We start from the raw sequence: 21,036 nt of genomic DNA, 5'->3' as shown, positions 1-21,036 counted from the left end.
GCGCCGGTTGGCAGGTGCTTATTGTACCAGCTGCCAGTTCAGGGGTTCACCGGCGGCCAGTGGCACCAGGGCCTCACCGCCCATCTCCAGGCTCTGGGGGAGCGCCCAGGGTTTGCGCTCGAGAGTAATGCTGCCCTCGTTGCGCGGCAGTCCGTAGAAGTCGGGGCCGAATTCACTGGCGAAACCCTCGAGCTTGTCCAGTTTGCCGGCGCGGTCGAAGGCTTCCGCGTAGAGCTCGATGGCGCTGAAGGCGGTATAGCAGCCGGCGCAGCCGCAGGCGTTTTCCTTTTTGTTCTGGGCGTGCGGCGCCGAGTCAGTGCCGAGGAAGAACTTCGGGCTGCCGCTGGTGGCCGCTTCGATCAGCGCCGACTGGTGGTAGCCGCGCTTCAGAATCGGCAGGCAGTAATAGTGCGGGCGGATACCGCCCACCAGCATGTGGTTGCGGTTGTAAAGCAGGTGGTGCGCGGTGATGGTCGCGCCCACGCCATCGCGGGCATTTTGCACGAACTCGGCCGCGTGCGCGGTGGTGATGTGCTCGAGCACGATCTTCAGGCTGGGGAAGTCCTCAACCAGGCGGGCGAGGGTCTTTTCGATAAACACCTGCTCGCGGTCGAAGATGTCGATGTCGTGAGTGGTCACTTCCCCGTGCAGCAGCAGTTTCATGCCGCAGTTCTGCATCTCTTCGAGGGCCGGATAGATATTGGCAATGTCGGTAACGCCGGAATCTGAATTTGTGGTGGCGCCCGCGGGGTACAGTTTTGCGGCAACCACGCCGGCCTCGTGCGCCAGGCGGATCACTTCGGCGTCGGTCTTGTCGGTGAGGTAGATCACCATCAGCGGTTCGAAGGGGTTGCCCGCCGGGATCTGTTCGCGGATACGCAGTTGATAGAAGAGGGCGTCTTCGGCGTCGACTACCGGCGGCACCAGATTCGGCATGACAATCGCGCGGCGGAACTGGCGCGCGGCATCGCCCACCGTGCGGGCGAGGGCGTCGCCATCGCGCAGGTGAATGTGCCAGTCGTCGGGGGCGCGCAGGGTGAGTTGCTCCATAGTCGATACCGCGTATTCGTGTCTGCCTTGGGGGCGCAGATGCTAACCGAACCTCTGCCAAATTGCGACGGGATTTCTGTCTACAAAGTAGCCAAAGTGCGCCTCAGAGCCTCATGATGCTAGTCGTTCGCGATCTGAGGCGCTACAATCGCGCCCCAAAAATGGCAGCGCAGCTGCCGAGCCTGGGTACACCTCCAATAATAATTCTCCCAGACCGACTCTCGATCCGTGCACTGCTGCATGTGTTGCCGCAGTGGTATCACTGATGGCGGCAATTTCCCGGTTGAGGATTACTATGAGCAAAATTGAAAAGGTAGTGCTGGCGTATTCCGGCGGACTCGATACATCAGTGATTGTCCGCTGGCTGCAGGAGACCTATGGCTGCGAGGTGGTGACCTTTACCGCCGACATCGGCCAGGGTGAAGAAGTGGAGCCGGCGCGCGCCAAGGCCGAGGCCCTGGGCGTCAAGGAAATCTACATCGACGATCTGCGCGAAGAGTATGTGCGCGATTTCGTTTTCCCGATGTTCCGCGCCAATACCATCTATGAGGGCGAGTACCTGCTGGGTACCTCCATTGCCCGGCCGCTGATCGCCAAGCGCCTGATCGAAATTGCCAACGAAACCGGCGCGGACGCCATTGCCCACGGTGCGACCGGCAAGGGCAACGACCAGGTGCGCTTCGAACTCGGCGCCTACGCCCTGAAGCCGGGGATTCAGGTGATCGCACCCTGGCGCGAGTGGGACCTGACCTCGCGCGAAAAGCTGATGAAGTACTGCGAACAGCACAATATTCCTGTCGACTTCTCCTCCGGCAAGAAGAAGTCCCCCTACTCCATGGACGCCAACCTGCTGCACATCTCCTACGAGGGCGGCATCCTCGAGGATCCGTGGGCGGAGGCCGAAGAGGATATGTGGCGCTGGAGCGTGAGCCCGGAGGCTGCACCCGACCAGCCCACCTATATCACCCTGGAATTCGAAAACGGCGACCCGGTGGCTCTCGACGGCGAGCGCCTGAGCCCGGCGACCATGCTGGAGCGCCTCAATAAGCTCGGCGGTGCCAATGGTATCGGCCGCCTGGATATCGTCGAGAACCGCTACGTGGGCATGAAGTCTCGCGGCTGCTACGAAACCCCCGGCGGCACCATCCTGCTCAAGGCGCACCGCGCGATCGAATCCATCACGCTGGATCGCGAGGTGGCCCATATGAAAGATGAGCTGATGCCGCGCTACGCCAAACTCATCTACAACGGCTACTGGTGGTCCCCGGAACGGCGCATGCTGCAGGCCGCCATCGACGAGTCCCAACAGGTTGTGAACGGTGAAGTCCGCCTGAAGCTTTACAAGGGCAGTGTCAGCGCTGTGGGGCGCCGTTCTCCCGACAGTCTGTTCGATGAGCGCATCGCCACATTTGAAGATGACGCCGGTGCCTACGACCAGAAAGATGCCGAGGGCTTCATCAAGCTGAATGCCCTGCGTATGCGTATCGCCGCGGGTAAGGGACGTAAATTGATGTAGATCAGTTCCAGTCGGCGATAGATGCGCTTAAATCGTCGCCAACTGGCTATCGCGAGCTAATGTGAGGGGTAAGGCCAGGAGTCTCTGGTGCGCATGCGCTCGCTTAACGGAAACGAATTTTAAAAAGCAACGGAAGTAACACAATGACGACTACGGTGGCAGAGACCGGGCACCACGCGCCGGACTATGACTACAATATCGTGCGCCAGTTCACCATCATGTCGGTGGTCTGGGGTATCTTCGGCATGGGGATGGGCGTGCTCATCGCCGCACAGCTGGCGTGGCCCCAGTTGAACGACTTCTTCCAGCCGTTCAGCCATTTCGGCCGACTGCGCCCGCTGCACACCAATGCGGTGATTTTCGCCTTCGGTGGCAGCGTGTTGTTTGCCACTTCCTACTATGTGGTGCAGCGCACCTGTCAGACGCGCCTCTGGGGTGGCTGGCTGATCCCGTTCACTTTCTGGGGATGGCAGGTTGTCATCGTCGGGGCCGCTATCACCCTGCCGCAGGGCCTGACATCCACCAAAGAATACGCTGAGCTCGAGTGGCCGCTGGATATCCTGATCGCCTTGATCTGGGTTGCCTACGCGCTGGTATTCTTCGGTACCATCGCCAAGCGCAGAACCTCGCACATCTATGTGGCTAACTGGTTCTTCGGTGCTTACATCATCACCATTGCCGTACTGCACATCGTCAATAACCTCGAAATTCCGGTCACTGCGTGGAAATCCTATTCCATCTACTCCGGTACCAAGGATGCGATGATCCAGTGGTGGTACGGCCACAATGCGGTGGGTTTCTTCCTGACTGCGGCCTTCCTCGGCATCATGTATTACTTCGTGCCCAAGCAGGCAGGTCGCCCGGTATATTCCTACCAGCTGTCCATCGTGCACTTCTGGGCCCTGATCTCCATCTACGTATGGGCCGGCGGCCACCACCTGCACTATTCCTCGCTGCCGGACTGGACCCAGAGCCTGGCGATGGTGATGTCTGTCATCCTGCTGGCACCGTCCTGGGGCGGCATGATCAACGGCATCATGACCCTGTCTGGCGCCTGGCACAAACTGCGCACCGACCCGACTCTGCGTTTCCTCGTGGTATCGCTGTCTTTCTACGGCATGTCCACCTTCGAAGGACCGATGATGTCCATCAAGACGGTCAACGCCCTGTCCCACGACACCGACTGGACTGTCGGACACGTGCATTCCGGTGCGCTCGGCTGGGTAGCCATGATCTCCATCGGTGCGCTGTATCACCTGGTACCGGTGCTGTGGAAGCGCAAGGAAATGTACAGCGTGAAACTGATCAATGCGCACTTCTGGCTGGCCACTGTCGGCACCGTGCTGTACATCGCGGCGATGTGGGTCAACGGCATTACCCAGGGTCTGATGTGGCGCGCATTTAACGCTGACGGCACGCTGACTTACAGCTTTGTCGAGAGCGTGATCGCCAGCCATCCGGGTTATATCGTGCGCTGGATCGGCGGCAGCTTCTTCCTGACCGGCATGCTGTTGATGGTTTACAACGTGTTCCGCACCATCACAGAGACGACAAACACAGCTCGGCAAGATAATACAGTGCCGATGGCGCAGGCGGTCTAGGAGGTCGAATCGTGAAAAACCATGACATCGTAGAAAAAAATATCGGCATTTTGATCATTTTCACCTGCGTCGCCATCAGCTTTGGCGCGCTGGTGGAAATCGTCCCGCAGTTCTTCACCCAGGCCAACAAGGAGCCGATTGCCGGCCTCAAACCGCTGGGTCCGGTGGAGCTGGAAGGGCGCGACATTTATATCCGTGAGGGTTGCCACGTCTGCCACACGCAGATGATTCGCCCGCTGCGCGCCGAAGTAGAGCGCTACGGCCACTACACCATGGCCCAGGAAGATGTTTACGAGCATCCCTTCCTGTGGGGCTCCAAACGCACCGGCCCGGATCTTGACCGTGTGGGCGGCCGCTACTCCGATGAGTGGCAGCGTGCGCACCTGTACAACCCGCGCAACGTGGTGCCGGAATCCATCATGCCGGCATTTCCCTGGTTGTTTGACAACGTTGTGACCGGCGAACACACCGCTAACAAAATGCGCGCACTGCGTGCAGTCGGTGTGCCGTACACCGATGAGGACATCGCCAATGCCGCCAAGCCTTTTGCCGGTGGCAAGGTGATGGAAGTCGACGCACTGGTGGCTTATCTGCAGCAGCTCGGCACGCTCGTTAAGCAGAAGCGCTAGTGGGGTAACTGGGTGGACATCAATACGTTACGAGTGATTTCCGTCGTCCTGGGGTCGATTGCTTTCTTAGGTGTTTGCTGGTGGGCATTTTCACCGAAACGTAAAAAGCGTTTCGAAGAAGATGCGAAATTGCCGTTTGCCGACGAAGAAGAGCAACCCGGGTCGGCTGACAGAAAGGAAGAAACAGGCGGGTCAGCCGTGAAACAGAACAAGGGGCAGGAAGAAAAATGAGTACCTTTTGGAGTATCTGGGTCATCGTACTCACGCTTACCAACCTCGGGCTGGTGGTCTGGGTGTTGTTCGCCAACCGCAAGGTGGCGGTGAGCGACCAGAATGAACCGGAAAACCGTACCACTGGACACGTGTACGACGGTATCGAAGAGTTCGATAACCCTCTGCCGCGCTGGTGGTTCCTGCTGTTTGTTTTCACGCTGGTATTTGCCGCGGGATACCTGGCCATCTATCCGGGGCTGGGGAACTTCAAAGGCCTGTCCGGCTGGACCTCGCACAAACAGCTCGAGCACCGTCAGGAAAAGGCGCAGGAGAAGTTCAGCGAGACCTTCGGCAAATATGAAACCATGCCGATTGCGCAGATCGCCGAGAGCCGTGAAGCGCTGAAAATGGGCGCGCGGATCTTTGCCAACAACTGTTCCGTCTGCCACGGTGCGGACGGTGGCGGTAACTACGGCTTCCCGAACTTGACCGACAACTACTGGCGCTGGGGCGGCACGCCGGAAAAAATCCTGGAGACCATTCACAAGGGCCGCCAGGGTGTGATGCCACCCCAGGAACCGATAATCGGTGAAGAGGGCGTCAAGGATGCGGCGGAATATGTACTGGCGCTCAGTGGCCAGGAGCACGACGCGGCCATGGCTGAAAAGGGCAAGAAGATTTTCGGCACCGTGTGTATGGCGTGTCACGGTATGGACGGCAAGGGGAATCAGGCCATCGGTGCCCCGAACCTGACCGACGATATCTGGCTTTACGGTAGTAGCCGCGAAGAGATCCGGCACACCATCCGCAACGGCCGTCACAATGAGATGCCGGCACAGGAAGATAAACTGCGTGAAGACAAGATTCGCCTGGTGGCGGCCTATGTCTACAGCCTGTCCCGCCAGGAAGAGGTTGAGCAGTAAATCTACTCGGAGCCCCCGCCACGATGGCGGGGGCCAATCAGGATCCGGGCGCGACAAGGACGAATAAGAAAAGCCTCATTGTTGGGGTCTGTTCACACGAATTTCGATAGCCGCGTTGTGCCCCAAAGCAGGTCAGGCAAGGCGCGAGAAGCGTGGTTTAGCACGCTAAAAGAGCGACGAGCAACACGGTATGGCCTGCTTTGGGGCGCAACCCGAAGGGACGGGACCGTTTTTCCGAAATCCGGCGTTGCTGTTCGCTTATGTGGAATGACCACACGACGCTCACAGCGCCTGGTCTTACGAAAAAACGGCTTCCGTCGCGGCCATCTAAATTCGTGTGAACAGGCCCTGGTATTCAATACAGGTATCCGTTTTGCGTCTGGTGGAATGGATCTAAGTGAGGTTACGTGAGCGATTTGATCCCAACACGTGAAGAGCAGGATGGCGATGGCGAAGTCCGCTACCGCATGCTCTACGAGTCTGAAGACAAGGTCTATACCCGGCATATCCGCGGACTCTATACCCGGGTTCGCAAATACACCGGGCTCCCGCTGCTACTGGGTTTCTTTTTCCTGCCCTGGCTGAATATCGAAGGACACCAGGCAGTGCTCTTCGATCTTCCCGCGCGAAAATTCCATATCTTCTGGGCCACCTTCGGTCCCCAGGACGGCTTCCTGCTGGCCTGGCTTCTCATCATCGCCGCGTTTGCGCTGTTTGCGATCACCACCTGGCTGGGACGGGTCTGGTGCGGTTTTACCTGCCCGCAGACGGTGTGGACCATGATGTTCATGTGGGCCGAGCGGGTTTGCGAGGGTGACCGCAACAAACGGATGAAGCTGGACGCCGCGCCCTGGAATGCGGAGAAAGTCCTGCGCAAGGGCGGTACCCACTTGATCTGGCTGCTGATTGCCCTGGCAACGGCGCTCGCATTTGTCGGCTATTTTTACGGGATCCGCGACCTGGTACTGGACCTGGCCCACTTCCGCGCCCACCCACAGGGTGTGTTCTGGGTGGCCTTTTTCACGCTCGCGACCTATCTGAATGCGGGCTTCATGCGTGAGCAGGTATGCAAGTACATGTGCCCCTACGCGCGTTTCCAGTCGGTGATGTACGATCAGGATACCCTGGCCGTTTATTACGATGCGCAGCGCGGCGAGACGCGCGGGCCGCGCAAGAAAGGCGTCGATTACAAAGCACAGGGGATGGGCGACTGTATTGATTGCTACTGGTGTGTGCAGGTGTGCCCGGTGGATATCGATATCCGCGATGGTATGCAATACGAGTGCATCAACTGCGGCCTGTGCGTGGACGCGTGCAACAGCGTCATGGATAAAATGAGCTATCCGCGTGGCCTGATCCGCTTTACGTCGGAGGATGAGCTGGAGACAGGCAAGACCAACTACCTGCGTCCGCGCCTGTTCGGTTACGCCCTTATCCTGCTGGCGATGACGGGTCTGTTTGTTCACCAGGTTGCCACCCGCTCGCCGGTCACCGCCGAAGTTCTCCGCGACCGCGGCGCACGCATGTACCGCGAATCCCGGGGCACCATCCAGAACGTCTACACGGTGAAGATCAACAATATGGATCAGTCACCGCACGAGTTTGAAATCAGCATCGAGGGCAAGGAGGGATACGATTACTCACTGCGCAAGCCTCGGGATATTTATCTGCAACCCGGCGAGCTCTTTTCGGTGCCTATCCGCGTGAGTGTGCCCAAGGCGCAGCTGAAGGATACCAAGCACAATATTTACATTGTGGTGCGGGCGGAGGACGAGCCGTCGCTGTCTGATCGACACCAGACTGTGTTTATCGGGCCAAAACAATAATTGGTGGAATTGACCTTGAGTGAAGAAGTTTCCAAACCCTGGTATCGCGAGGCGATGGTATGGGTCGTTCTGGCGCCGCTGATCCTGGTGCTGGTGGTGTGCTCCATTACCGTGACTATCGCGCTGAAAAATGCCGACGATACCGTCAGCGATACCTACTACAAGGACGGCCGCGCCTATAACTATATCGCGCGCCAGGACGAGCGTTCGGCCGAACTGGGACTGGCGGGGTTTCTGCAGTTTGATCGCGAGGCCGGCACCGTGTCTCTCGACCTGCGAGGCAATATGACCTTCCCGGACCAACTGCTGCTGACACTCAGCCACCCGCTGGACGAGCATCTCGACGAGCAGATTATCGTGAGCCGCCAGGGGGCGAATCACTATACCGGCGAACTACAGGGCAAGCTGGAGCACCGCTGGTATGTACGCCTGCTGCCGGAGCTGGATCCGGCAAAACACCTGCAGGCTGACTGGCATCTCAAGGGCGTGATTGATTTCGACCAGGGCAATGCCATCCCCCTGAATCCCATTGAGCAATGACCGCGCGCCCCTGCTTCCACTGCGGACTGCCGGTACCTGCCGGCAGTCGCCACTCGGTACTGATCAACGGAACTGAGCAACCCATGTGCTGCCCCGGTTGCGAGGCGGTGGCGGGCGCGATTGTGGCCGGTGGGCTCGACAACTTTTACCGCTTCCGCGAAACGCGCAGCGAGCGCCCGGATTCGGCGCCGGTGCAACGAGATCCCTGGTCCGCTTACGACCTGCCGGAAGTGCAGGAGCAGTTCGTGCGCGAATGGGAGGGCGGCCACAAGGTGGCCGGTCTGCTGATTGGTGGCATTACCTGCGCCGCCTGCGTATGGTTGATCGAAAAGCACCTCGGTGTTCTCGACGGGGTGGAGAAGGTCTCCGTCAACGCCAGTACCCAGCGGGCGCAAGTCGGTTTTGATCCGGCGCGGATCCAGCCCTCGCGCCTGTTCGCCGAATTGGCGCGCATCGGTTACCGCCCCGCACCGGCCACGGCAGCCAACAGCGAACAACTGATCCAAGGCGAGCGGCGCGCCGCCCTGCGGCGCCTCGGCGTCGCCGGCCTCGGCACCATGCAGGTGATGATGTTCGCCATCGCCCTGTATTTCGGCGCCGATACCGGGATCGACTCGGGACTGCAGGGCTACCTGCGTTGGGTGTCACTGCTGGTGGCGACGCCGGTGGTGCTCTATGCGGCGCGGCCCTTTTTCGCCGCCGCCCTGCGCAGCTTGCGGCAGCGTCACCTGAGCATGGACGTGCCGGTCTCACTGGCCATCGGCCTCGCCTATGTCGCCAGCTTTTATGCCACGGTATTCAATACCGGGGATGTCTATTTCGAATCCATTTCGATGTTCACGTTTTTCCTGCTGCTGGGGCGCACCATCGAGATGCGCGCCCGCCACCGGGCGGGTCTCGCCAGTGGTGGCCTGGCCCAGCTACTGCCGCTGACGGCAGCGCGACTTGACGGCGATCAGGTGGACAGCGTGCCGGTGGCGGCGCTGCAACCCGGCGACCGCATCCTGCTGCGGCCGGGCGACACGATTGCCGCCGATGGCGAGGTCGAGGACGGAGAGAGCGGTGTCGACGAATCGCTGCTGAGTGGTGAGGCAGCCCTGCAGCAGAAGACCATCGGCAGCCGCGTTTTCGCCGGCAGCGTCAACGGTGACTCCTCCCTGACAGTGCGGGTCACAGCCGCCGGGAAGTCCACGCGACTGTCCGCGATCGAGCGGCTCGTGGAACGGGCGCAATTGGAAAAGCCGCGCCAGGTGGCGCTGGCCGATCGCGTCGCAGGTATCTTTGTCGGCTTCGTATTACTTGCAGCATTGGCGGCCTTCGCAGTCTGGTGGCAGATAGATTCGGCGCGCGCCTTCTGGGTGGCGCTGTCGGTACTGGTGGTGACCTGTCCCTGCGCGTTGTCGCTGGCAACACCGGCCGCCCTGGCCGCGGCCACCCTGCGCCTGCAGCAGATGGGATTGCTGGTTGCCGGCGGGCAACTGCTGGAAACGCTGCCGCGCCTGACCCGCGTTGTGTTCGACAAGACCGGCACTTTGACCCGGGGCGAGCCGCGAATTCTGCAGATTCAGCTGCTGCGGCAGGACTGGACGGAACAGCGGGTCAAGGACGTGGCCGCTGCACTGGAATCCCGCAGCAATCACCCACTGGCGCGCGCTTTCCGCGCCTGGCGGGGCAACGCCTCCGCGACGGCGATACGGGTGCGCACCGGCCGCGGACTCGAGGGGACGATTGCCGGAGATCGATTCCGCCTCGGGCGCGCGGATTTTGCCGCGAATGAGGCTCCCGCGTTCCCGGAGGGGGCGGGGCAGTGGCTGTTGCTCGGAGACGATGTGGGTCCGGTCGCGTGGATTTCCGTCGGGGACCGCCTGCGAACTTCCGCGACTGCGGCGGTTGCGCAGCTGTCCGCTACCGGGCTGGCAGTTGAACTCCTCAGCGGGGATCAGTCTGACGAAGTGGGGCGTTTGGCCTCCGCCGCCGGCATCGGCAACTTCCGTGGCGGCGCCTCGCCGGAAGACAAGCTGGCGCACTTGCAGCAGTTACAGCAGCATGGGGAGCGGATACTGATGGTTGGCGACGGCCTCAACGATGTGCCGGTGCTGAGCGGTGCCGACGCCTCGGTGGCGATGCTGTCGGCAGCGGATCTCGCACAGTCGCGCGCCGATGCGATTCTTCTCGGCGGCGACCTGACGGTGCTGCCGCGCGCCGTGGCGCTGGCCCGGCGGTGTCGCGCAATCGTACGCCAGAACCTGCTCTGGGCACTGGGTTACAATGCGCTGGCACTGCCTCTGGCCGCCTGTGGCCTGGTGCCACCCTGGGCTGCCGCGATCGGTATGTCGATCAGTTCACTGGTGGTTGTGTTGAACGCCATGCGTCTCGCGCGCAGTGGCGGCGCGGATGCAGCCGCACGGCCGGCGCCCGCGGCAGCCGAGGCGCAGTAACCGCGAAGCTGGAGTAGATTGTGGATAGCCTGTTTTTCCTGATTCCCATTGCGATCCTGTTTATCGGCAGCGCGGTAAAGCTGTTCTTCTGGGCAGTGAACAACGGCCAGTACGACGACCTGGAAACCGAGGGGCGCCGTATTCTGTTTGACGATGACGTGCCACCGGAGTCGCACCAGGTCGACGAACCTGCGGATGAGGCCGGGGAAGAAGAGGGAGAGCGCTAAATGGGCGACTGGGGATTTGTCGCCGCCGCGCTAGTCATCGGCTTTCTCGGCAGCAGCCACTGTATCGGTATGTGCGGAGGCATCGCCGGTGCGCTGGGGATGGCTGTGCCCGGCCAGAAAACGGCCTGGGGGCAGCTGGTGTCCTATTCCGCCGGGCGAATTGCCAGCTATACGCTAATGGGCGCGCTGGCCGGTGCCCTGGGTGCGGCTGTGCTGCCGGCGCTGGCACCGCTACGCCTGGTTGCGGGTCTGATGCTCATTGCGATGGCGCTGTATATCGGCGGAATCTGGCGGGGACTGGTGTGGCTGGAAAAGGGTGGTTCCTACCTGTGGCGCTATCTGCAGCCGCTGTCGGCGCAGTTGCTGCCGGTACGTACAGCTCCTCAGGCCTTGGTGCTCGGTTCACTGTGGGGCTGGTTGCCCTGCGGATTGGTCTACAGCGCGCTGACATTTGCCCTGGCCCAGGGCGGCAGTCTGAATGCAGCACTGGCGATGCTGGCCTTCGGCTTAGGGACCGTGCCGGCGGTGCTGGCCACCGGGGCTGCCGCGGCGCGGGTGCGGGGCTTCGTACAGCGCCCGCAGGTACGCCTGCTGTTTGCCGGCGCGATTCTGCTGTTCGGATTATGGACTCTGTGGGGCGCTCTGGGCCACGGCGGACAGCATCACCAGAGCATGTCGATGGACGGTGGCCAAATGGCGCCGAATACATCAGAGCCACATCACCAGCACTGAACGGCGGGGGTAACCCGCCGTTTCCCTCCCACACAGGCGCCACCGCTCATTACTCTCCCCAAAGAAACGGCTAGCGGAATGGTACAAAGTGAGCCATTCCGGGTTGCGGTGAGAGGGGGCGCAATATTCCCCCGAATTCTGAGTACTCCCTAACACAAATTGGCGCCAATCCGCTGGCATCAAAAGATAATTGTCGTTATCGTCTGTTACGTACAGATGACAGCGCTATCATTTTTAGAAATGACAGCGCTGTCTGCGCGTTGTCCGGAGCGGTGCCTGGTATTTCCGTTTCGTTGATGGAAGTCGCCACTGCAGCTGCCGCGTAACAGTTTGTACTTTCGTTCGATACATCGCGCTGAGTGGTCTTGAAGAAGTACGGCGCCCGTGGGGTCGCGGCGTAGAGTTTTTCGGGGTTTGTGACAGTCGTATCGCCGTAGCCCCTCTTCGGATTCAATCCAACAATAACGGTGATAACGATGAAAATACTGAGTCCTTTGCGACTGGCGGCGGCGCTGCTGCTCGGCCTGCTGGCCGGACAGAGCTATGCCTACGATTGCGGCGGCGTCCAGGGTTACGTGGACGGTTCCGCTTACAGCGCGGGTGATATCGTGCAGAACAACTCTGTCGCCTACCGCTGTGATGTGGGTGGCTGGTGCAGCCAGGGCGGCGCCTACGAGCCCGGCGTCGGCTGGGCCTGGACTGAGGCCTGGAGCGATCTCGGCGCCTGCGACGGCAGCTCATCCAGTTCTTCGAGCTCCAGCAGCTCCTCGTCCAGTAGTTCTTCTAGCAGCTCCGGCGGTACATCCGGTGGCGGCACCGGCGATTGCGGCAGCCTGCCGGTCTGGTCTGCCACTGATGTCTATACCGGCGGCGACCGGGTACAGCAATCGGGCAGCGAATACGAGGCCAAGTGGTGGACCCAGGGCGAAGATCCCTCTACCCACTCCGGTGAATACGATGTGTGGATGCTGGTCGGTGCCTGTACTGGCTCCAGTTCCAGTTCCAGCAGTTCGGGCGGCACCAGCTCGTCCGGCGGCTCCTCTTCGTCCGGCGGTACCACCTCCTCATCCTCGTCCGGTGGCACCGGTGGTTCCAGCAGCGGTGGCGAGCGTCTCGGTGGCTATTTTGTGGAGTGGGGCGTCTACCAGCGCAACTACCACGTGAAAAATATCGTTACCAGCGGCTCCGCGGAAAAACTCACCCATATCTACTACGCGTTCGGCAACGTGCAGAACGGCCAGTGCACCATCGGTGATTCCTATGCGGATTACGATCGTTTCTACAGCGCTGCAGAGAGTGTCGACGGTGTTGCCGATACCTGGGATGCCGGTGCCCTGCGCGGGTCCTTCAACCAGCTGCGCAAGCTCAAGCAGATGTATCCGCACATCAAGGTGCTCTGGTCCTTCGGCGGCTGGACCTGGTCCGGTGGGTTCGGTCAGGCGGCGGCGAATCCGCAGGCCTTTGCCGATTCCTGTTACAACCTGGTGTTCGATCCCCGCTGGTCTGATGTCTTTGATGGTATCGATATCGACTGGGAATACCCGAACGACTGTGGCCTCAGCTGCGATACCAGCGGTTACTCGTCTTTCTCGAACCTGATGTCCGCTCTGCGCAATCGCTTCGGCAACAAGCTGGTCACTGCAGCGATCACTGCCGACGGTACCGCTGGGGGCAAGATCTCGGCGGCGGATTACGAGGGCGCGGCGGCTTATGTCGACTTTTACAATGTCATGACCTACGACTATTTCGGTGCCTGGGCTGATACCGGCCCAACAGCGCCGCATTCGCCGCTGACGAGCTACGCGGGTATCCCCATCGATGGCTTCTATTCCGATAACGCCATCCAGGCTCTGGAGAACAAGGGCGTACCGGCCAGCAAGCTGAATCTGGGCATTGGCTTCTACGGCCGCGGCTGGACCGGTGTGACTCAGGCTGCACCGGGTGGTTCCGCTACCGGCGCAGCACCGGGTACCTACGAGACGGGTATTGAAGACTACAAGGTGCTGAAAAACACCTGTCCCTCAACCGGCACCGTAGCAGGCACCGCCTACGCGTTCTGTGGCAATCAGTGGTGGAGTTATGACACGCCCGCAAGCATTGCCGGCAAGATGCAGTACATTGCCAATCAGAACCTGGGTGGTTCCTTCTTCTGGGAGCTGTCCGGCGATACCAGCAATGGCGAATTGATTGAAGCCATGCACAGTAACCAGTAATTTTTGCCAATACCCTGAAATGCGATACCGTCAGGTAACGGTTGCCGCCCCGGGCCCGGGGCGGCAAATTACTGAGACCCGCGTATGAAAAAAATAAGAAAGTCCGCAAAGGCAGTTTCCGCGACTGGGTTGCCGGCTTGCCCTGAGGCGCCGACCAGTGTCCTGATCAACCTGATAGCGCTGGCCATTTCGCTACTGGCGGTGTGGTGGTTGCGGGACTACGGGCAGCATCTGCCGTCACGGACGGTTGGGCTGGTCGTAGTCTGTGTATCGCTCGCCGTGCCGATCATTGTGCTGGAGTGGCTGTTTCTGAAGCCCTATCGCAATGCCTCGGCGGGGCTGGATTTCCGGATACAGCGCAAGCGCGGCGGAGGATCACGCACGGCAGTGAAACTGCTGGGCTTTTACGCCTGTGTCGGACTGGTGGCCGGGGTTTACTGGTTGTTTCCCGAATACCACGGTTCCTTCTACGACAATTACTACGCGGTTGTGAAAGCGGTACTGCCCTGGTGGTTGCTGTTGGCAGTGCCGTATTTTTACTGGCTCGATGGCTTTATGCTGAAACCGAAAGACAGCTACTGGCAGTTCGGCAGCTGGTTGCTGGGGCGTCGGAAAAATGCCGATACCCGTGCAATCGGCCAGCTGTTGCTGGGCTGGCTGGTGAAGCTCTTCTTCCTGCCGCTGATGTTTGTGTATCTCGGCAATAACCTCACCACGCTGCTGAATTTTGACTTCACGCGTTTTGTCGCGGGTGGGGCGCAGGGCAGCTTCAAGGCGGTTTTCGATTTCAGTTTCAACTTTCTCTATTACATTGACCTGCTATTCGTAACGGTCGGATACACCTGTACGCTGCGGCTGTTCGACTCCCATATCCGTACCGCGGAGCCGAGTTTTCTCGGCTGGGGCATTGCGCTGATCAGCTACCAGCCCTTCTGGAGCGCGTTTTCCGGCACTTACCTGAAATACGACCAGGGCCCGGCCTGGGGCTACTGGTTCTGGAATACGCCGTTGGTCTACATCCTCTGGGGCAGCGTGATCCTGTTGTTGATTGTCCTTTATGTCTGGGCGAGCGTGCCGTTTGGAATTCGTTTTTCCAACCTCACCCATCGGGGCATCCTCACCAACGGTCCCTACCGTTACACCAAACACCCGGCCTATATCAGCAAGAACCTCTCGTGGTGGATGATCTCAATGCCTTTTATGGTGAGTTCAACTGGCGGGGAAGCCCTGCGCCATTCGCTGTTGTTGCTGCTGGTCAATTTCGTTTACTTCATGCGCGCGCGCACCGAGGAGCGACACCTGTCCTGGGATCCGGACTACGTCGCCTATGCGCGCTATATCGAACAGCGCGGCCTGTTTGCCTTTGTCGGCCGTTGGCTGCCGCTGTTGCGCTTCAAGCCCGGAAGGCTGTTCAACGATTCCGGGGAACCCACCAGACCGCCCGCAACGGCCGTGGCCACGGGGCGCCTGGCGACAGAATAAGGAAATCAACAATGAAAAAGTTATGGTTTGTATTCGCGGCCCTTTGCCTGGCAGCTGCGAATGCCGCTGCCGTGGACTGCAGCAACCTCCCCGACTGGGAAAATTCATCGGTCTATGTAGGCGGCGATAGCGTCCAGCACTTGAGTAACGCCTACACCGCGAACTGGTGGACTCAAGCTGAGGACCCGGTGACCCACTCGGGTACCTGGGACGTCTGGCACTACGACGGTGCCTGCGACGGTGCCGGTTCCTCCAGTTCCTCGTCCAGCTCTTCTTCCAGTTCGTCTTCTTCCAGCTCCTCTTCTTCCAGCTCGTCCTCGTCAGGCGGCTCTTCCTCCGGCAGTACCGGCAGCTGCACCTCACCGCAGTATGTGGCCGGCGACAGCTACGCCGAGGGAGACCTGGTGCAGAACGTCGGCCTCGAGTTCCGCTGTGAAATCGCTGGCTGGTGTTCCTCTACCGCGGCCTGGGCCTATGCGCCGGGGGAGGGCACATACTGGCAGGATGCATGGAGCCAGGTGGGTGACTGTTCCGGAGGCGGCTCCAGCAGCTCTTCAGGTGGATCCAGTAGTTCCGGCAGCAGTTCGTCCGGGGGGAACTCATCCGGCGGTAACAGCGGTCTGCTGCCGAACCATGCGCTGGTGGGCTACTGGCACAATTTCGACAATGGCTCGGGCCTGTATCGGATCAGTGAAGTCTCCGATGTTTGGGACGTGATTGTGGTGGCATTCGCCGATGACGCCGGCAACGGCAGCGTCGCGTTCAATCTGGATCCGGGACTGGACAAACAGCAGTTCATTGCCGATATCGCCGCCAAGCGCGCCGCCGGCAAAATCGTTGTGGTGTCTTTCGGCGGTCAGAACGGCACGGTGACGCTGAACAGCGATGAAAACGTGGCGAACTTTGTCAGCAGCACGGCGGCGATGCTGGACGAATACGGCTTTGACGGTATCGATATCGACCTGGAATCCGGGGCCGGTGTCATGCACGGAGCACCGGTGGTGGATAATCTGGTCAAGGCCGTCAAGCAGTTCAAGACCCAGTACCCGAATATGTACCTGTCGATGGCTCCGGAGCACCCCTATGTGCAGGGCGGCTATGTGGCCTATACCGGTATCTGGGGCGCCTATCTGCCGATGATCGACCAGCTGCGTAGCGAGCTGGATCTTTTACATGTGCAGCTCTACAACAACGGTGGCCTGTCCACGCCCTATCAGAGTCAGGCCTATGCGGCCGGATCGGTGGATATGATGGTGGCCTCGGCGCTGATGCTGATCGAGGGCTTCCCCCTGGGCGGCGGCTCGGCCGGCTACTTCCAGGGACTCGCACCGGAACAGATAGGTCTGGCGCTTCCCTCGGGTCCCAATTCCGCCAGCAGTGGCTTTGCCACGACAGCGGACATCAATCGCGCACTGGACTGCCTGACGGCGCAGGTCAATTGCGGCACGCTGACTCCGAGCCAGGCGTATCCTACTTTCAACGGTGTCATGACCTGGTCAATCAACTGGGATATGCACGACGGTGGCATCTTCTCCGGACCGGTGGGGAGCCATGTGCACAACCTGCCGTAACTGATAACCGCTGTTTGAACGACAAAAGCGGGGCCGCAAGGCCCCGTTTTTTATTTGGTGACAGTGACCGGGAATGGCCAGAGATTTCCCGGCGGTGAAATGGCCCGGTGCCTGATTACACTTTGCGGAACCACAGCGAAATGGGAGCAGCGGCAATGAGTGATGACAAAGTGCATACGGCTTACGAAAAGAAAATGGCGGCCAGGCTGAAAGAGTGGAATGCCAAAATAGACCAGCTCGAGGCAAAAACCGAAGAGGCGGGGGCCGACGCCGAGATCCGCTACCGCGAGCAGCTGGACGAGCTGCGCAGTAAGCGCGATGACCTGAAAGAGAAGCTCCAACACCTGCACGACCAGAGCGGCGACGCCTGGGATGAAGTCAAGAGCGGTGTGGAGACGGCCTGGGGAGAACTGAAGGAGTCCCTGGACCGGGCGCGGGATCGCATGCGCTGAGTCTCGCCCGGTCCAAAGCGCGAGTCAGAGCTCCAGGCGCAGTGAGAGGTCGATAGCCCGCATGTGCTTGGTCAGGCTGCCGGATGAAATGTAATCCACCTTGAGTCCGGCCAGCTGTTGCAGCCGGTCGCTGTCAACACTGCCTGAAATCTCGATTTTCGCCTTGCCGCTGGCCAGCTGCAGGGCGGTTTTGGTGTCCGCGTCGGAAAACTCGTCGAGCATGATGACGTCGGCACCGCTGTCCAGCGCCTGCTGCAGTTCACCGAGGTTTTCCACCTCCACTTCTACTAATGCGTCCGGCTTGATGCTGCGCGCCTGGGCGACGGCCCGATCGATACCGCCGGCGGCGGCAATGTGGTTTTCCTTGATCAGGAAGGCGTCGTAGAGGCCGATACGATGGTTGTAGCAACCGCCGCAGAGCACCGCGTATTTCTGCGCGGTACGCAGCCCGGGGATTGTTTTGCGGGTATCGAGAATCTTGATCTCAGTGCCGGCGGTGCGCGCGGCGTAAGCCGCAGCCACCGTAGCCGTGCCGGACAGCGTCTGCAGGAAGTTCAGGGCCGTGCGCTCGCCGGTGAGGATGGCACGGGCGTTGCCGTCGAGTTCGAACAGCACCGAGTCGGCGGCCACCTGTTCGCCATCCTCATAGTGCCAGGTGACTTTCAGCGTCGGATCCAGTTGCTGGAACACAGCGTCCACCCAGGCGCGGCCACACAGGGTACAGTCCTCACGGGTGATGACCCGGGCGCGGGCATCGCGGTCGGCGGGGATCAGCTGGGCGGTGATGTCGCCATTGCCGATATCCTCGGCAAGTGCGGCAACCACCGCACGCTGGATATCCGGAATCAGGTTGGGGATGTCGGTGTCTTGTGGGTGCATAGTCAACCTCTACTTGGTCGGCGCAAGTCTAACAAATGTGGCGGGGTTTGGATTGTAAATGCCAACGCTGTCATGACTCGCGGGCGCATTGACGGGAGGCGCTCATTTTCCTGGTTATGCAGCTGTGACAGGCGTCTCAAATCCAAGCTTGGCACTTGTTCATGCCCCTGAACGGCCCGGTAGAATGGGGGCTTGCGGTAATACCGCCCGCGGTGGACAACAATTCGCCGCCGCGAGATACCAAGAATTCGACGGTTTGCGCGGGACATCCGCGTTCATCACACACTCTATCAACAGCGCAGGGTGCCGGGTCGGCACCCCGAGGTCGACGTGAAAATGAGCGAGTCCAATAACGTGGTTTCCCTGGCGGAAAAGAGTGCCGGCGGACTGGATTTCTCCCTTCGCAAGAAATCGGTTGTCCTGGCGTCCTCAGTGGTCACCCTGCGCGAGAAGGCCCGCGGATTGTTGCTGGAGCAGATCAAGCAACTGTTTGCCAAGGTCGACGACTCCCTGTTTTCGATGGCCGAGCGGGCGCATGGCCAAGATGAGCAGGACGGCCTGTTCCAGGCGCTGCGCCTGCTGCGGGTGGAGCGGCGCCATGTTGCCGCGCGCTTCGGTGCCAATATCGACGGGGCCTTTGAGGTCCGCGACGCGGATGGGGATGATAATGACTTTGCCTCCGACAACCTGTCGCTGGTCCATAACGATGACCTGGAGCAGCTGGTCGCGGTCGATACCATGGTGGCGAATGCCAAGCGCGATTTCGCCGAACCGATTACCGAGTTGAGCCTGCGTCTCGATACCCTCTATTCGGTCAAAATCTACGAAAAGAACAACCCGCTCGGCCCGGATGCGATCTGCGATGCCTTTGTTGAAGCCGTACGCCCGCTGGAAATCCATATCCGCGCCCGCCTGACCCTGCTGAAAAAATTCGAGCAGGTCGTCATGGCACAGCTGAAGGATTTCTATGAGCAGTGCAACCGCCTGATGGTGGAGCAGGGGATTCTACCGACGCTGCACGAGCAACGCCGCGTCGCCCGCCAGCGTTCCGCCCCGCAGCGGCCGAAGCCTGCGCCCGGTGCAGGTAGTGTTATGGCCGGTGCGCAGGGAACTGTGACCTCAGCTGGTATTGCCGGTGGTGCGTATGGCGAAGGCGCTCAGGGCGGCGGTATGCAGGGCGGAACCATTCCCGCGGGTCAGTTTGCCCCGGGGTTGCTGCCGGCCACGGCCGGATTGTCCCCAATGGCCTCCACGGACCTGATTGCGCATCTGGGCGAACTGCAGTCCAGTGTCGAATATCAGGCCGACGGCGTGCAGCTGCTCAAAGTAGGCAGCCTGCTGCAGCAGCGTCTGGTCCAGGCCAACCAGTCCGCTTCGCTGGCGAAAGTGGACAGCGATATCATCAAGCTGGTCGAGATGCTGTTCTCTTTTATTCTGGAAGACCGCAACCTTGCCGAGCCGATCAAATCCCTGCTGGGGCGCCTGCAACTGCCCCTGTTGAAAGTGGCGATCGCCGACAAGTCGTTTTTCAGCAAGGGCGGACACCCCGCCCGCAAATTACTCAATGAACTGGCCGATGCCACCACCGGCTGGCAGGCCGGCGACAATTACGAATCGGATCCGCTGTATCGGGAAGTCAGCCAAGTGGTCGACCGCGTGCAGAACGAGTTCGATCAGGATGTGGATATTTTTGCCCAGCTGTCGGAATCCTTCCGCCAGTTTATTCTGCGCGAGCGCAAGCGTGCCGAGATGCTGGAGCGCCGGGTGGTCGACGAGGCTGACGGTCGCGCCAAGACCCAGGCTGCGCGGGCGCGGGTAGCGGCCGTGATGGACGCTTTGATGGCGGAGCGCGACCTGCCCGAGGTCGTGCAGGACTGGTTGCAAAAGGTCTGGAACAACGTGCTTTTCCTGACCTGTGTGAAAGAAGGGACGGAGAGCGAAGCCTGGAGCCGCGACGTGCGGACAGCGCGAGACCTCGTCTGGAGTGTGCAGGCGCCGATGCCCGACAGCCGCCAGCAATTGCTTGGCCTGTTGCCGGCGTTGCAGGAGCGCCTGCGCGAAGGTGTGGAAGCCGTATCCCTGAATCCGTTTGAGGCGCGTGGACTCTTTGCCGGCCTGAAGGAAATTTACCGGGAACGCTTTGCGCTGGCGCAGAAGCTGGCTGAGGAGCGTGAGCTTGAGGCCCGCGAGCAGGCTGAAGAAGCGCTGCGCAATGAGCAGACGGCAGAAGAGGCCGATGCCGTGGCCGTGGTCCAGGAGACCGAAGTTGAAGCTGGAACGGTAGAAACTGCGGAAGAAATCACGGTTCCGCAGATGGAAGAGCTAGAACAGGTCGTTGCCAAGGCCGAGGTGACACCCGCGGAAGCGGAGCAGGAGGGCCTGGCGCCGATGGAAGAGAGCGATCCGCACTGGCAGATGACATTCCGCCTGGCGCAGGGCAGCTGGTTCGAACTCAAGCGCTCCGGCGAAGAGCAGTTCCGTTGCCGCCTGGCGGCGGTGATCCGGGATATCGATCAATTTATTTTTGTGAATCGCAACGGAGCCAAGGTTGCCGAGTTTGCGCGACTCGAGCTGGCACATGCTCTGCGCTCCACCCAGTTGATGCCGCTTGATGACGGCATGTTGTTCGAGCGGGCGCTGCAGTCCGTTATCGGCAATGTGCGCAAAAATCGCAGCGAAAAATAGCGGTTAATCCGTACCACTTTCAGGGCCGTCGGCCTGATTCCCTCCCGGCTCGGGACACA

The 21,036-nt window shown here is 60.5% G+C and carries 17 protein-coding genes; 15 read left to right on the top strand and 2 right to left on the bottom strand.

Annotation, left to right across the window (positions count from 1 at the left end; all coding sequences use genetic code 11):
- Nucleotides 1-18: 18 nt before the first annotated feature.
- Nucleotides 19-1,050, bottom strand: a complete 1,032-nt coding sequence (gene pyrC / locus IG168_RS19285) for a dihydroorotase (RefSeq protein WP_193166243.1) — start codon at nucleotides 1,048-1,050, stop codon at nucleotides 19-21.
- Between the two features lie 295 nt (nucleotides 1,051-1,345).
- On the opposite strand from pyrC, the gene IG168_RS19280 reads away from it, so the two are divergent.
- The 14 genes from IG168_RS19280 (at nucleotide 1,346) to IG168_RS19215 (ending at nucleotide 17,413) form a co-directional block, all read left to right on the top strand.
- Nucleotides 1,346-2,566 (top strand): argininosuccinate synthase, encoded by a 1,221-nt coding sequence (locus IG168_RS19280; RefSeq protein ID WP_193166242.1) that lies wholly within the window; start codon nucleotides 1,346-1,348, stop codon nucleotides 2,564-2,566.
- Nucleotides 2,567-2,709: 143 nt separating this feature from the next.
- Entirely contained in the window at nucleotides 2,710-4,167 is a 1,458-nt protein-coding gene (ccoN, locus tag IG168_RS19275; protein WP_193166241.1) for a cytochrome-c oxidase, cbb3-type subunit I, read from the top strand.
- Nucleotides 4,168-4,178: 11 nt separating this feature from the next.
- The gene (gene ccoO, locus IG168_RS19270) at nucleotides 4,179-4,796 is read left to right on the top strand and encodes a cytochrome-c oxidase, cbb3-type subunit II (protein ID WP_193166240.1); all 618 of its coding nucleotides are present in this window, start codon (nucleotides 4,179-4,181) and stop codon (nucleotides 4,794-4,796) included.
- 12 nt (nucleotides 4,797-4,808) lie between these two features.
- Nucleotides 4,809-5,027 carry a cbb3-type cytochrome oxidase subunit 3 gene (locus tag IG168_RS19265; RefSeq protein WP_193166239.1) on the top strand — a complete coding sequence of 73 codons (219 nt, stop codon included), beginning with the start codon at nucleotides 4,809-4,811 and terminating at the stop codon, nucleotides 5,025-5,027.
- The gene (gene ccoP / locus IG168_RS19260; RefSeq protein WP_193166238.1) at nucleotides 5,024-5,932 is read left to right on the top strand and encodes a cytochrome-c oxidase, cbb3-type subunit III; all 909 of its coding nucleotides are present in this window, start codon (nucleotides 5,024-5,026) and stop codon (nucleotides 5,930-5,932) included. Before IG168_RS19265 ends, ccoP begins: the two co-directional genes overlap by 4 nt.
- Before the next feature lie 407 nt (nucleotides 5,933-6,339).
- The gene (gene ccoG, locus IG168_RS19255; protein WP_319024762.1) at nucleotides 6,340-7,758 is read left to right on the top strand and encodes a cytochrome c oxidase accessory protein CcoG; all 1,419 of its coding nucleotides are present in this window, start codon (nucleotides 6,340-6,342) and stop codon (nucleotides 7,756-7,758) included.
- Between the two features lie 15 nt (nucleotides 7,759-7,773).
- The gene (locus tag IG168_RS19250) at nucleotides 7,774-8,298 is read left to right on the top strand and encodes a FixH family protein (protein ID WP_193166237.1); all 525 of its coding nucleotides are present in this window, start codon (nucleotides 7,774-7,776) and stop codon (nucleotides 8,296-8,298) included.
- Nucleotides 8,295-10,736: a heavy metal translocating P-type ATPase gene (locus IG168_RS19245; protein WP_193166236.1), complete on the top strand. Its 2,442-nt coding sequence runs from the start codon at nucleotides 8,295-8,297 to the stop codon at nucleotides 10,734-10,736. The genes IG168_RS19250 and IG168_RS19245 overlap by 4 nt, the downstream gene beginning before the upstream one ends.
- A gap of 20 nt (nucleotides 10,737-10,756) precedes the next feature.
- On the top strand, nucleotides 10,757-10,963 hold the full coding sequence (ccoS, locus tag IG168_RS19240; protein WP_193166235.1) for a cbb3-type cytochrome oxidase assembly protein CcoS: 207 nt from the start codon (nucleotides 10,757-10,759) through the stop codon (nucleotides 10,961-10,963).
- Complete coding sequence (locus IG168_RS19235; protein ID WP_193166234.1) at nucleotides 10,964-11,695, top strand: sulfite exporter TauE/SafE family protein; 732 nt, start codon at nucleotides 10,964-10,966, stop codon at nucleotides 11,693-11,695. It abuts the gene before it with no gap.
- Nucleotides 11,696-12,171: 476 nt separating this feature from the next.
- Complete coding sequence (locus tag IG168_RS19230) at nucleotides 12,172-13,908, top strand: glycosyl hydrolase family 18 protein (protein ID WP_193166233.1); 1,737 nt, start codon at nucleotides 12,172-12,174, stop codon at nucleotides 13,906-13,908.
- A gap of 84 nt (nucleotides 13,909-13,992) precedes the next feature.
- Nucleotides 13,993-15,390 carry an isoprenylcysteine carboxylmethyltransferase family protein gene (locus tag IG168_RS19225; RefSeq protein ID WP_193166232.1) on the top strand — a complete coding sequence of 466 codons (1,398 nt, stop codon included), beginning with the start codon at nucleotides 13,993-13,995 and terminating at the stop codon, nucleotides 15,388-15,390.
- Nucleotides 15,391-15,401: 11 nt separating this feature from the next.
- Nucleotides 15,402-16,961, top strand: a complete 1,560-nt coding sequence (locus tag IG168_RS19220) for a glycosyl hydrolase family 18 protein (RefSeq protein ID WP_193166231.1) — start codon at nucleotides 15,402-15,404, stop codon at nucleotides 16,959-16,961.
- Between the two features lie 155 nt (nucleotides 16,962-17,116).
- On the top strand, nucleotides 17,117-17,413 hold the full coding sequence (locus tag IG168_RS19215) for a sll1863 family stress response protein (RefSeq protein ID WP_193166230.1): 297 nt from the start codon (nucleotides 17,117-17,119) through the stop codon (nucleotides 17,411-17,413).
- Between the two features lie 24 nt (nucleotides 17,414-17,437).
- Here the strand turns inward: IG168_RS19215 and nadC are convergent, their stop codons facing one another.
- Nucleotides 17,438-18,292, bottom strand: coding sequence for a carboxylating nicotinate-nucleotide diphosphorylase (nadC, locus tag IG168_RS19210; protein ID WP_193166229.1), 855 nt, complete (start codon nucleotides 18,290-18,292; stop codon nucleotides 17,438-17,440).
- Nucleotides 18,293-18,628: 336 nt separating this feature from the next.
- On the opposite strand from nadC, the gene IG168_RS19205 reads away from it, so the two are divergent.
- Nucleotides 18,629-20,977 carry a DUF1631 domain-containing protein gene (locus IG168_RS19205; protein WP_193166228.1) on the top strand — a complete coding sequence of 783 codons (2,349 nt, stop codon included), beginning with the start codon at nucleotides 18,629-18,631 and terminating at the stop codon, nucleotides 20,975-20,977.
- The last annotated feature ends 59 nt before the right edge of the window (nucleotides 20,978-21,036 follow it).

It is taken from the genome of Microbulbifer hainanensis (assembly GCF_014904735.1).
Lineage (GTDB): Bacteria > Pseudomonadota > Gammaproteobacteria > Pseudomonadales > Cellvibrionaceae > Microbulbifer > Microbulbifer hainanensis.
Note: the sequence above shows the minus strand (reverse complement) of the source record. Positions and strands in the feature narration are given on the sequence as shown.